Origin of the sequence: Megasphaera intestinihominis (assembly GCF_040096415.1) — a bacterium.
In the GTDB taxonomy this organism is placed as follows: Bacteria; Bacillota; Negativicutes; order Veillonellales; family Megasphaeraceae; genus Megasphaera; species Megasphaera intestinihominis.
Map to the genome: position 1 here is coordinate 1 of NZ_JBBMEU010000062.1, position 13,504 is coordinate 13,504.

General features: G+C 57.0%; 11 protein-coding genes. 10 read left to right on the forward strand and 1 reads right to left on the reverse strand.

The annotated features are described in order from the left end of the window. Positions 1-122: 122 nt before the first annotated feature. Positions 123-578 carry a tRNA adenosine(34) deaminase TadA gene (gene tadA / locus WMO23_RS09265; RefSeq protein WP_302511736.1) on the reverse strand — a complete coding sequence of 152 codons (456 nt, stop codon included), beginning with the start codon at positions 576-578 and terminating at the stop codon, positions 123-125. Positions 579-649: 71 nt separating this feature from the next. Here tadA and WMO23_RS09270 point away from each other — a divergent pair, with 71 nt between their 5' ends. The 10 genes from WMO23_RS09270 to glgB all read left to right on the forward strand — a co-directional run bounded on the left by WMO23_RS09270 (position 650) and on the right by glgB (position 13,450). Then, positions 650-1,312 (forward strand): trimeric intracellular cation channel family protein, encoded by a 663-nt coding sequence (locus tag WMO23_RS09270; protein WP_020311384.1) that lies wholly within the window; start codon positions 650-652, stop codon positions 1,310-1,312. 76 nt (positions 1,313-1,388) lie between these two features. After that, positions 1,389-3,227 carry a DUF4127 family protein gene (locus WMO23_RS09275; protein ID WP_020311385.1) on the forward strand — a complete coding sequence of 613 codons (1,839 nt, stop codon included), beginning with the start codon at positions 1,389-1,391 and terminating at the stop codon, positions 3,225-3,227. Between the two features lie 8 nt (positions 3,228-3,235). After that, entirely contained in the window at positions 3,236-4,294 is a 1,059-nt protein-coding gene (gene mltG / locus WMO23_RS09280; protein ID WP_020311386.1) for an endolytic transglycosylase MltG, read from the forward strand. Next, positions 4,291-4,884, forward strand: coding sequence for an O-methyltransferase (locus WMO23_RS09285; protein WP_020311387.1), 594 nt, complete (start codon positions 4,291-4,293; stop codon positions 4,882-4,884). The genes mltG and WMO23_RS09285 overlap by 4 nt, the downstream gene beginning before the upstream one ends. 13 nt (positions 4,885-4,897) lie before the next feature. Further along, positions 4,898-6,127: a peptidase U32 family protein gene (locus WMO23_RS09290; protein WP_020311388.1), complete on the forward strand. Its 1,230-nt coding sequence runs from the start codon at positions 4,898-4,900 to the stop codon at positions 6,125-6,127. After that, positions 6,120-6,362, forward strand: coding sequence for a DUF4911 domain-containing protein (locus WMO23_RS09295; RefSeq protein WP_020311389.1), 243 nt, complete (start codon positions 6,120-6,122; stop codon positions 6,360-6,362). Before WMO23_RS09290 ends, WMO23_RS09295 begins: the two co-directional genes overlap by 8 nt. A 400-nt stretch (positions 6,363-6,762) precedes the next feature. After that, on the forward strand, positions 6,763-7,923 hold the full coding sequence (locus tag WMO23_RS09300) for a glucose-1-phosphate adenylyltransferase (protein ID WP_296818684.1): 1,161 nt from the start codon (positions 6,763-6,765) through the stop codon (positions 7,921-7,923). A gap of 2 nt (positions 7,924-7,925) precedes the next feature. Next, positions 7,926-9,047, forward strand: a complete 1,122-nt coding sequence (gene glgD / locus WMO23_RS09305; RefSeq protein WP_349173843.1) for a glucose-1-phosphate adenylyltransferase subunit GlgD — start codon at positions 7,926-7,928, stop codon at positions 9,045-9,047. 28 nt (positions 9,048-9,075) lie between these two features. Continuing rightward, positions 9,076-11,517, forward strand: a complete 2,442-nt coding sequence (locus tag WMO23_RS09310; RefSeq protein WP_349173845.1) for a glycogen/starch/alpha-glucan phosphorylase — start codon at positions 9,076-9,078, stop codon at positions 11,515-11,517. A 22-nt stretch (positions 11,518-11,539) separates the two neighbouring features. Next, positions 11,540-13,450 carry a 1,4-alpha-glucan branching protein GlgB gene (gene glgB / locus WMO23_RS09315; protein WP_292108163.1) on the forward strand — a complete coding sequence of 637 codons (1,911 nt, stop codon included), beginning with the start codon at positions 11,540-11,542 and terminating at the stop codon, positions 13,448-13,450. Positions 13,451-13,504 lie beyond the last annotated feature (54 nt).

Sequence of the window (13,504 nt, forward strand, 5' to 3'; positions counted from 1 at the left end):
ATGCGGATTATGCCTCCCATAATAGGGGAGGTGGCCGTAAGGCCGGAGAGGTTGCCTTGAAAACCTCTCAGTCAGCTTGCGCTGACAGCTCCCCTATTAGGGGAGCCGCGAGCCACGAGCCACTACCTTTTCCGTCTTTTGCGGAAGAAATCTTTCATCAGGGCCGCACATTCTTCGGCCCGGACACCGGCTGTGACTTCGGTCCGGTGGTTGAGGTGGTCGTTGTCGACGAGCTGGAAGAGGGAGCGCACGGCACCGGCTTTCGGGTCGTCGCAGCCGTAGACGACGCGGTCCAGGCGGCTGTTGACGATGGCGCCGGCACACATGGGGCACGGTTCGACGGTCACGTAGAGGGTACAGCCTGTCAGGCGCCAGCGATTGAGGGCGCGGCAGGCTTTTTCAATGGCCAGCAGTTCGGCGTGGGCCGTTGCACAGGGCAGGCTTTCGCGCAGGTTATAGGCCCGGGCGACGACTTTCTTTTCATAGACGATGACGGCGCCGATAGGGATTTCTCCGACGGCATAGGCCGTCTTGGCTTCGGCCAGGGCTTTGCCCATATAAAATTCATCTTTAGTCATAGTGGATGGAGTCTCCTTAGCAAAAAAATTTATGTCTATCATAACACGAAAACAGGGAAGGGGAAACTATTATGGATGCCATTTGGTGGCAGATTTTCGACTTATTAGGGACGACGGCCTTTGCCGTATCCGGCGTCTTCGCAGCCATTTCACGGCGCATGGACCTCTTCGGCATCTTCGTCCTCAGTGCGGCGACGGCTGTCGGCGGCGGTATTATCCGCGACATCCTCATCGGCAATATCCCGCCGGCTGCTTTTAAGAACAGTATCTATTTGTGGATCATCCTCGGCTCCATGGCCGTCATCACGATCATCGTCCGCTATTTCAATATCCGCATGTGGCGCCGCGTCGTCGGCAAGCTCTCCATCTGGTATCTCGTCTGCGACGCCATCGGCCTCGGCTCCTTTACGGTTACCGGGACCCTTTTGGGCTGCTTCTATTATCCCGACTACTGGATCCTCGACATCACCCTCGGCGTCCTGACAGCTGTCGGCGGCGGCGTCATCCGCGACGTCCTGGCCGGGCGTATCCCCGGCGTCCTGCGCAAGGAAGTCTACGCGACGGCGTCCCTCCTGGGCAGTATCTTCTTGTACGGCGCCGTCATCCCCTTTGAGGTCCCCTTGGAAGTCGGCGCCATCGTCGCCTTTTCCGTCACCGTCGCCATCCGCCTGGTGGCCATCCGACTGCACCTCAATATCCCAAGGATTCGCCGGGCCCACCATCGGAGGGCGTAGGGCGCCCCTACAAATTTTCCCAGGGCCGTGATATAATAAAGGGTACAATTTTTTTCTTCATAATAGGAGTGATAACGTGAATCTGTTACAGAAAGCAGTCAGCCTGGCCGTAGCCTCTTTCTTTTTATGTGCCTCGCCGGCTGCACTGGCAAAGACGATTTTATATGTACCCCAGGATGACCGGCCTGTCGATTATGAATACACGGTCAGTACGGCCGAAGCGGCGGGCTATCAGGTCCTGACGCCGCCGGCCCAGTATCTGTCGGGCATGAACTTCCACGGTTCGCCGGATAAGCTCATGGCCTGGGTCAATGCCAATGCCGGCAAGGCCGATGCCATGGTCCTGTCCATCGATTCCCTGGTCTATGGCGGCCTCGTCGATTCGCGCAAGCATAACCTGCCGATGGAAACGCTGACAGCGCGCCTGGAAAAGGTCGAAGCGCTGCATAAATCGCACAAGAACGTGCCCATTTATGTCTTCAGCACGGTCATGCGCAGTCCCTGGGCCGGCGGCAAGGGCGTCGAACCGGACTATTACCTGACCATGGGCTCCGACATCTATCAGCTGGCATCGCTCCAGGCCAAGATGGACGAAGAAGGCCTGAATCCGCAGGAACGCAATGACTGGTTCGCCATCATGCGCCGCGTGCCCATGGAATACCTCCAGGACTGGTATAACCGGCGCCGCAAGAACATGAGCATCAATTACCGCCTCATCGATGATGCCCGCAAAGGCGTCTTTACCTATTACAGCCTGGGGCACGACGATAATTCCGTCAGCACCCAGTCGTCGCTGGAATCGAAGTACCTGAAAATGGCCGGTACGGGCATCCCCAAGACGGTTTTCGGCTCCTTCCCCGGTGCCGACCAGCTGGGCCTGCTGCTCATCACGCGGGCCAGCAACGATTTCAATAATTATCATCCCAAGATCACCGTCATCTATCCCTTGGGCGGCGGCGAAAAGACCGTGCCCCGCTATGACGGCCAGGCCATTGGCAAGACCATCGCGTCCCACGTCGAAGCCATCGGCGGCACCATGGTCGACAACGAACGGCCGGACCTCTTGCTGGCTGTCAACACGCCGCTGACGACGTCGACGACGGAATCGGCGAACTTTGAAAACTTCCCGATCATGCTCCAGTCGACGCGGGATTTCCTGACGCAGATCGAAAAGGCCGTCAACCTCGACATCCCGGTCAGCATCGTCGATATGGCCTTTTCCAACGGCTCCGACAACACCCTGGTCTACGGCCTCTATCAGGATAAGATGATGTACCGCCTGGCTGCCTACAACGGCTGGAATACGGCCAGCAACTCCGTCGGCTACGGCATCGCCCAGGGCGTCTTGTCCAAGTATATGACGGCCGATGCCCACCGCGACATGCTGACCACGCAGTATCTCGACAACTGGGCGTACCAGGCCAATGTCCGCGATTACATCTACCGTATGCAGCAGAAACTGGAAGCCGGCGTCGTCACTCAGTATTACCCGACGCTCAACGAAGAACTCCAGAGCCGCACGAAGGAACAGCTCCAGCGCTATGCGTCGACGTATCTCGGCATCGACCCCAAGACCGTCGATGTCACCCTGCCGTGGCAGCGCCTGTTCGAAGTCTATGTCGATGTCAAGCCGACGCCGTCTGTCCCCCTGGAAGCCGACGTGCGCCACAATATGAATGACCGCGAACTCCAGAACCTGGCCAATGAAGTCTCGGCCGCCCAGGCCCAGCTCGATGCGGCCCAGACCGTCAATGCCGACGGGACGGTCACGCAGGCCGACCCGGCCGTCCAGGCCCAGCTCCAGGCCGCCAAGGCCGCTGCCCAGGCCCGTTACGAACAGGAAAAACAGGCCCAGGCCATCAATCACAGTGAAGAAAAAGCCCAGCAGAGCCGTACTTGGGCTGCACAGAAATAGGATACCCCATGGAACAACAGAATCATACAACGACACAACTTCATGAGAAACGCCGCGTTCCGCTTGGAAAGAAGGGCCGCCGTATCGCTGCCGCCGCAGCCGGGCTGGTCTGTCTCGGCATCGCCGCCGTGGCTTACGGCTATTTCGGCCCCAATTTCCTCCTGCCCTATAAGAGCGGCTACGTCCACGTCCGCAGCGACATGACGGCTTCGGAAGTCGGCGATGTCCTGACCGATGAAGGCTATATTGCCAGCCCCTTGTGGTTCCGCGCCGTAGCGACCGTCACGGGACAGGCCGGTGACATCCATGCCGGCGAGTATACCTTCGATTCGCGCATGAGCCTCCATACGCTGCTGGAAAAACTAACCAGCGGCAAGTCGGAAGCGGACCGCCTGGTCGTCCCCGAAGGCTATACGGTCCGTGAAATCGCCAAGGCCGTCGCCGCCAACGGGCGCATCAGCGAAGCCGATTTCCTCAAGGCTGCCTCGTCATCGGACCAGCTCCTGCCGTATATGAAGGGCAATCGCAAAGTGACCTTCCCGACAGAAGGCTTCCTCTTCCCGGACACGTATTTCATCCCTTATGACGCGACGGCCGACGACGTCGTGGCCATGATGCTCAAGAACTTCGACGCCCACTTGACGGATGCCATGAAAGCGGGCATTGCCAAGCAGAACCTGTCGATCTACCAGTTCGTCACCTTGGCCTCGCTCATCGAAAAGGAAGCGAAATACGAAAAGGACCGGCCCCTCATCGCGTCGGTCTTCGAGAACCGCCTGAAGATCCACATGAAACTCCAGTCCGATGCCAGCATTTCCTATGCTATGGGGACCCACAAGGCAGCCTACAGCATCAACGAGACGCAGTACGATTCGCCGTACAATACGTACCGCTATGAAGGCTTGCCGCCGGGACCGATCGGCAATCCCGGCATGGACTGCATGGAAGCCATCCTCGAGGCACCACAGACGAACTACCTCTATTTCGTCGCCGATAAGGACGGCCATAATTACTTCGCCGCCACCTATGAGGAGCACATGAAGAACGTCCAGGAGCACATGCCATGATGGAGGCATTGTTCCAGGATATGAAAGCCTGTGCCCGCGAGCGGAACCTGCCCATCCTGCGCGACAGCGAGCTGCCCTTGTTCACGGGCATCGCAGCGTCGTGCCGGCCGAAACATGTCCTGGAAATCGGAACCTGCATCGGCTATTCGGCCCTGCAGATGGCACCGTTCCTGGCACCGGGCGGGACGATCACGACCATCGAGCTCGACCGTGAGCGCTATGACCTGGCCTGCCAGTTCTTCCGGCGCTCACCCTATGAAAAGGTCATTACGGCTATCCACGGCGATGGGACGGCGCTGGCGGAACAGCTTCCCGGTCCGTGGGACTTCGTCTTCCTCGACGGGCCGAAAGGGCAGTATGTGCGCCAGCTGCGATATCTCCTGCCCAAGCTCCTGCCTGGCGCCATCGTCGCAGCGGATAATATCGACTACCACGACATGTTTTATATCGAAGGGACCCTGCCGCACAAACACCGCACGGCCGTGACCCGTTTGCGGGAATTCATGGACCTCGTCGGCGACCGGTCCCTTTTTGAGACTGTATTTTTTGAAAATGGCGACGGCATGACCGTTTCGCAATGGAAAGGATAAGAGAATGGGAAAAATGGAATTGCTGGCTCCGGCCGGCAGTATGGATAAGATGAAGATGGCCTTTTTATACGGCGCCGATGCCGTATACCTGGGAGGGAAGTCCTTCGGCCTGCGGGCTTTCAGCGACAACTTTTCCAATGAAGAACTGAAGGAAGCCGTCGACTATGCCCATGCCCGGGGCAAGCACGTCCACGTGACGGTCAACATCTTCCCGCATAACGACGACCTCAAGGGCTTGCCGGAATACCTCGTCTACCTGCGCGATATCGGCGTCGACGCCATCCTCATCGCCGACCCGGGCATCTTCGCCCTGGCCCGGCAGCTCGTGCCTGACCTGCCTGTCCACATATCGACCCAGGCCAACACGACCAACTGGGCATCGACGAAATTCTGGCGCGATAACGGCGCATCGCGCGTCGTCATGGCCCGCGAAGTGAGCCTCCGCGACGTCAAGGAAATCCATGCCAAAGTCCCCGATATCGAACTGGAAGGCTTCATCCACGGCGCCATGTGCATTTCCTATTCCGGCCGCTGCCTGCTGAGCAATTACTTCACCCAGGGCGACCGCGACTCGAACCGCGGCGAATGTGTCCAGTGCTGCCGCTTCAAGTACAACGTCGTCGAAGAGAAGCGGCCAGGCCAGTATTTCCCCGTCGTCGAAGATGAACGGGGGACGTATATCTTCAACTCCAAGGACCTCTGTCTCCTGCCGTACCTGCCGGACCTCTACGACGCCGGCTTTACGAGCCTGAAGATCGAAGGGCGCATGAAGAGCATCCACTACGTCGCCACCGTGACCAAGGTCTACCGCCAGGCCTTCGACGCCTACGAAGCCGACCCGGAACACTTCACGGTCCGCCAGGAATGGCTCGACGAATTGGAAAAGATTTCCCATCGGCCCTACACGCGGGGCTTCTCCGTCTCCCGGCCGACGGCGGCCGACCAGGTCTATAGCCAGTCGAGCAATACCCAGACACATGATTTCATCGGCCTCGTCAAGTCCTATGATGAAGAAAAGGGCCTGGCCTGGGTAGAACAGCGGAACCACTTCAAACTCGGCCAGACCGTAGAATTCCTCCAGCCCAAGGGCCATCTGGTCCGCTATACCATCGACCGCATCGTCGATGAAGACGGGCAGGAACTCGACGCCGCCCGCCACGCCCAGCAGCTCGTCGGCCTGGCCGTACCGGAACGGCTGGAACCATATTCCATGATGCGCCGCCAGGTGAAGAGCCATGTTTGATGAAGACTGGGTCTACTTCCAGGCCCTTCCGTCGGAAATGACCTTCATCAACCGCATCATCGAAGGCTGTGACTACCTGGGCGTGGTCACGGCCCTGGACGGCAAGAAGGGCATAGGCTTCGTACGGACGACGAAGGACACGGCAGGCGAGACGATTGAGGTACTCCAATCGCTGCCCATCCCGGTGCGCATCCTGAGCCGCCAGGAAGCCTTAGCGCAAGCTGAACAAAAGTAGTGTATGAAATTTACAAAATTTATAGTTATACGATTTAGTGAAAAGTGCTGCCCCTGACGGCAGCGCTTTTTTTGTAGGGGCTTCCACGTGGGCGCCCCTACGATAGAGCAATTCCATGCCGGTTCAAAACGTTACATTTTAAAAGATAGCAGTCCTTGTTGTAATGTGTAAAATAGTTGTTTCTGCTAATCATTTTTTGGCGGTTAGCCCTTTAAATTCTTGACAGAATTGGTGTATAATTAATAATATAATCATAAAATACTTTATAGCGTATATTATATGCGTATACGGTACGCTATTGAATCCAAGACCCGCCGTCTGACGACACGATGTCCATTATCATACATACTGAAACCATAAGCGAAGCGGCCGGGTCCCAGTCAAGTGAGGAGGAGCTTCTATGAAAAAATCTAATTGCCTGGCCATGATTTTGGCCGGCGGGAAAGGAAGCCGTTTGGGCGTCCTGACCAAAGACCAGGCTAAACCGGGCCTTTTGTTCGGCGGAAAATATCGCATCATCGACTTCCCACTGAGTAACTGCCGCAATTCCGGCATCGATACGGTCGGCATCCTGACCCAGTATCAGCCGCTGGAACTGAACTGGTACATCGGCAACGGCAGCTCGTGGAACCTCGACTCGACCAAGGGCGGCACGTACGTCCTGCCGCCGTATCAGAGCGACGGCGGTTCCAACTGGTACCGCGGCACAGCCGATGCTATTTACCAGAACTTGAACTTCGTGGAAATGGTCGGCGACGATTACGTCCTCATCCTGTCGGGCGACCACATCTATTCCATGGACTACGACAAGATGCTCAATTTCCACAAGAAACACCACGCCAAGGTCACCATCGGCACGATCCGCGTCCCCTGGGATGAAGCCAGCCGCTTCGGCATCATGGTCGCCAATGAAAACATGCGCATCACCAAGTTCCAGGAAAAACCGGCCAAGCCCGAAAGCAACCTGGCGTCCATGGGCATTTACATCTTCAACCGCGACGTCCTGGAATCGTACCTCAAGGCCGATGCCAAGGATGAAAAGTTGGAACACGACTTCGGCAAGAACGTCATCCCGGCGATGCTGGCCGACCAGGTCCCGCTGTATGCCTATCCCTTTGAAGGCTACTGGAAGGATGTCGGCACCATCGACAGCCTGTGGCAGGCCAACATGGACCTCATCGCCGACGAACCGCCTATCGACCTGCGTGACAGCAAGTGGCGCATCTATTCGGGCAACCAGAGTTTACCGCCGCACCTCATCGGGCCTAACGGCTCGGCCAAGAGTTCCCTCATCGCTGAAGGCTCGGAAATCTTCGGGACTGTCAGCAATTCAGTCATCTTCTACGGTGTCACCATCAAAGAAGGGGCGAAAGTCACCAATTCCGTCATCATGCCCGGCTCTGTCGTCGAAGAAAATGCCGTCGTCGACAAGGCCATCCTGGGCGAACGCTGCCACATCTATCCCGGCGCCGTCCTCCACAATGAAGACGGGTCTGTCGCCGTACTGGGACGCAAAGGGGAACTGAAACCAAAACAAGTTACAGCGAAAGGGGAACACTAGTTATGAATAGTAATATGATCGGCCTCATCAATATGCGCGAAGACCATCCCTTGCAGGAAATCAACGACACGCGCCCGCTGTCGACGCTGCCCATCGGCGGCAAATACCGCCTCATCGACTTCACGCTTTCCAATATGGTCAACGCCGGCATCGAAAACGTCGGCCTCCTGCTCTCCAGTCAGTCCCGGTCGGTCCTGGACCACATCCGGTCCGGCAAGGAATGGGGTCTGGCCCACAAGGGCGACGGCTTGTTCTATCTGCCGGAAGAACGGGCGGACATCGAACATCCCGTAGAAGGGGACATCAGTGCTTATTATAAGAACCTCATCTTAGTCCAGCGGGCTGGTAAGCGCTACGCCCTGCTGTCGGGCTGCGACATGGTCCAGAACATCGACTATGACAAGGTCCTCCACTTCCATCGTCATCACAACGCCGACGTCACCCTCATCTATCAGCAGCAGAAATACGACTTCGACCGCGAAGGCTATGTCCTGACCATCGACGATGTCTGCCCGGACCGGGTCACGGCCATCGAAGCCAAGCCGGAAGTCAAAGCTGGCGATAATTTATACCAGCGGGGAATCCTCATCGACTGCGATGTATTCCAGCATTGCATACGCCGGGCCTATGCCCGGGGATATACCCATTTTATTACCGATGTGCTCCAGCGCAATGTAGACCGCCTGCGGATTTTCGGCTATAATTATCAGGGATATGCAAAACGGATCGATTCCGTCAATTCCTACTTCCAGGTCAACATGGACCTGCGCGACAGCCGCATCTGGCATGAACTGCTCCTCAAGGATATGGATCACCGCATCTATACCAAGATCAAGGACGAAGCGCCGGCCAAATACATGGAAGAATCGCATGTCTCCAATTCTCTCGTGGCTAATGGCTGCATCATCGAAGGCCGCGTAGAGAATTCGATTCTTTTCCGCCGCGTCAAGGTCGGAAAAAATGCTGTCATTCGCAACAGCATCATCATGCAGCACTCGGTCGTCGGCGATGACGCCCAGCTCGATTACGTCGTATGCGACAAGAATACGGTCATCCAGCCGGAAGCCGTGTTGAGCGGCAGCCACGACAACCCGTTGTGCATTGGTAAACGTTCAGTCCGCTGAACGCAACTATGAAGGGGTTAGAGACAATATGAAAAAATGGCAGGATAAGGAAGAATTCAAAAAGTTATTTACCGAGAAAGCTCACATCTTGTGGGAAAAAGATCTGCGGGACATGACCTTGAATGAAGTCTATCAGACCATCGCCTATATGATCCGCGATCTGGTAAGTGAAGATTGGATCCGCACGAATGAAATCTATGCCGAACAGAAGGTTAAGCAAGTCTATTATTTCTCCATCGAATTCCTCATCGGCCGCCTCCTGGAATCGAATCTCCTGGGCATCGATATGGACGACATCTGTCGCCAGGGCCTGGAAGACATGGGCTGGGACCTGAATAAGGTCATCCCGGCCGAACGCGATCCGGGCCTGGGGAATGGGGGACTGGGCCGGCTGGCTGCCTGCTTCATCGATTCCCTGGCAGCGCTGCAGCTGCCGGGCCATGGCAACAGCATCCGCTATCAGTACGGCTTGTTCAACCAGCGCATTGTCGACAACCAGCAGGTCGAACTGCCCGATAACTGGCTGGTCAACGGCTATCCCTGGGAAGTCAAGAAAGTCGACAAGGCCGTCTATGTCCGCTTTGGCGGCAACGCCTACATGCGTCCTGACGAAGACGGCAACCTGGAATGTGTCCACGAAAAGTATTCGTCTGTCCGCGCCGTACCGTACGATGTGCCTATCATCGGCTACCATAACAATACGGTCAACACGCTGCGCCTGTGGCGGGCGGAATATTCGCGGGAACAGCTCTACCAGGAATTGTCCATCGGCGACCGGCGCCGGGCCTTCCGCTACAAGGACAGTGTCCAGCAGATTTCCCGTTTCCTCTATCCTGACGACAGCCATGAAGACGGCCGCCGCCTGCGCCTGATGCAGGAATACTTCTTCGTATCGGCCGGCCTCCAGAGCATCGTCCGCCATTATAAGAAGAAATATCACGAAAGCATCTATAAATTCGACCGCTATGTGGCCATCCACATCAACGACACCCATCCGGCACTGGTCATCCCGGAACTGATGCGCATCCTCATGGATGAAGAAGGCGTATCGTGGGATGCGGCCTGGAACATCACCGTCCGCACCGTGGCCTATACGAACCACACCATCCTGCCGGAAGCCATGGAAAAATGGTCCATCCCCATGTTCAAGGAACTGCTGCCGCGCATTTACCTCATCGTCGAAGAAATCAACAACCGCTGGCTCAAAGAAGTCCGCAGCCTCTATCCGGGCGATGGATCGAGAGCCCGCGACGTCGCCGTCCTCTGGGATGGCCAGGTCCACATGGCTCATCTGGCCGTCCTCGGCAGCCACAGCGTCAACGGCGTCGCCGAAATCCATTCGCAGATCCTCAAGGATTCGACGCTGCACCAGTTCTACACGTGCTTCCCGCACCGCTTCTCGAACAAGACCAACGGCATTTCCCATCGCCGCTGGCTCATCGAAGCCAATCCGCAGCTGGCGTCGCTCATCGACGATACCATCGGTGACAGCTGGCGCCGGACGCCGTCAAAGCTCCAGGACCTCATGCCCTTTGCCGACGACCCGGCCTTCCAGGAACAGCTGACGCGGGTCAAAAAGGACCGCAAGGAAATCCTGGCCCGCTACATCCGCGACCGCTACGATACGGACGTGCGGACGGACTCGATCTTCGACATCCAGATCAAGCGCATCCACCTGTACAAGCGCCAGACCTTGAACATCCTGCACATCCTGCACTTGTACTACCTCTTGAAGGATAACCCGAAACTCAAGATCACGCCGCGGACCTTCCTCTTTGGCGGCAAAGCCGCTGCCGGCTACGGCGAAGCCAAGGAAACGATCCGCCTCATCAACGTCGTCGCCCATATGGTCAATTCCGACCGTAAGGTCAACAAGCAGATGAAGGTCCTGTTCCTGGAAAACTACAATGTTTCCTTAGGCCAGCTCCTCTTCCCGGCTGCTGACGTGAGCGAACAGATTTCGACAGCCGGCAAGGAAGCGTCGGGCACGGGCAACATGAAGTTCATGATGAACGGTGCCATCACCCTGGGGACCATGGACGGGGCCAACGTCGAAATCCACCGCAAGGTCGGCGACGAAAACTGCGTCATCTTCGGGCTGCGGGCTGACGAAGTCATGAACTACTACATCCACGGCGGCTACTCGTCGTGGCAGATGTACAGCGACGACGCCGCCATCCGCCGCCTCATGGATGCCCTCGTCGACGGCTCTATCGACGGCTCTATCGGCGGGGACCACTTCGGTATGCTCTACTCGGCCTTCCTCGACCGGAACGACGAATACTTCGTCCTCAAGGACTTCCAGCCCTACTGCCAGGCCCAGCAGGAAATCGCCAAACGCTACGGCGACCATACGAAATGGTGTCATTCGAGCGTCGTCAACATCGCCCAGTCCGGCTACTTCTCCAGCGACCGGACGATTCAGCAGTACGCCGATGACATTTGGCGCATCAAGCCGGTCAAACACTAACTAAGAATCAGGAGGATAAGATATGAAACTCAGTGCAATCGACGAGTACAGTACCTTCTTGTATCATCAGGGTACGAACTACGCCAGTTATCGTCTGTTCGGGGCCCATTTCACGGTCCTGCGCCGCAAGCCCTGCGTGCGCTTTGCCGTCTGGGCGCCTCACGCCCAGCAGGTCAGCGTCGTCGGTGATTTCAATCACTGGGACGCCGATGCCAATCCCATGGAGCGGAGCAGCTGCGGCAACGGCATTTGGGTTACGCATATTGCCGGCCTCCAGGAAGGGGACATCTACAAGTACGCCATCACGACGGCGTCAGGCGAACGCATCTTAAAGAGCGATCCCTATGCCTTCTGGTCGGAAGTACGTCCCAATACGGCATCGAAACTGACCAAGCTCCACTACACGTGGCGCGACAAGAAATGGATGGACAGCCGCAGTGCTTACGATTCGTACCGTAAGCCCATGCTGACCTACGAAGTCCATCTCGGCTCGTGGCGCCGCGGCGAAGACGGCGAAATGTTGTCGTACCGCGATATCGCGCCCCAGCTGGTCGATTATGTCAAACAGATGAATTATACCCACATCGAGCTCATGCCGCTGTGCGAATATCCCTTCGATGGTTCCTGGGGCTACCAGGGGACGGGGTATTTCTCGGCGACCAGCCGCTATGGCAGCCCGGAAGACTTCATGTACCTCGTCGACCTCTGCCACCGCAACGGCATCGGCGTCATCCTCGACTGGGTACCGGGGCATTTTTGCCGCGACGCCCACGGCCTGCGCCATTTCGATGGCGAACCGTGCTATGAATCGGGCAACCCCATGCTGGCAGAAAACAAGGAATGGGACACGATGAATTTCGACTACGGCCGGACGGAAGTCCAGTCCTTCCTCATTTCCAGTGCCCTGTTCTGGATCAGCCAGTTCCACATCGACGGCCTGCGCATCGACGCCGTCGCCAACATGCTCTATCTCGATTACGGCCATGCCGACGGCGACTGGCAGCCCAATAAGTACGGCGGCCGGGAAAACCTGGAAGCCATCGACTTCCTGCGCCATCTCAATACGGCCGTCTTCAAGGAATACCCTCAGGCCCTGATGATTGCCGAAGAATCGTCGGCCTGGCCTCTCGTGACCAAGCCCGTCGACGTCGGCGGACTGGGATTCAATTACAAATGGAACATGGGATGGATGAACGATATGCTCCGCTACATGTCGCTGGACCCGCTGTTCCGCAAGGACAATCACAACCTGATTACGTTTTCGTTATGCTATGCTTTTTCAGAAAACTTCATCCTGCCCTTGTCGCATGATGAAGTCGTCCACGGCAAACATTCCCTCCTGGACAAGATGCCTGGCGACTACTGGCAGAAATTCGCCGGCCTGCGCGCCTTTTACGGCTACTGGATGTCCCATCCGGGCAAGAAGCTTCTGTTCATGGGCAGCGAGTTCGGCCAGTTCATCGAATGGAAATACGATGACAGCCTGGACTGGCACCTCCTCAAGTATCCCATGCACAAGGCCATGCACGACTACGTGCGCAGCCTGAATACGTACTATGTGGACCATCCGGAATTCTGGGAAGAAGACTGCGACTGGTCGGGCTTCTCGTGGATCAGCTGCGACGACTGCGACAACAGCGTCATCGCCTTTTACCGTACGGGTAAGGACGAAACGGACATGACCGTCGTCGTCTGCAACTTCACGCCGGTTGTCCGCCATTCGTACCGCTTCGGCGTCCCCCGGAAAGGGACGTACGTCGAAGTCTTCAACAGTGACGCCACGGCCTTCGGCGGCTCCAACGTCCTCAATGAAGGCGAATTCGAGGCCCAGGATGTGCCCATGCACGGCATGGACCAGTCCCTGGAACTGACCTTGCCGCCGCTGGCGACGATTTACCTGCAGCTGACAGGGAGTGTTAAAAAAAAGCAGTGACCAAACCGCGGCGCCGCCGGACAGTGAAAGCCGATAAGTCTGCCGACGATACGG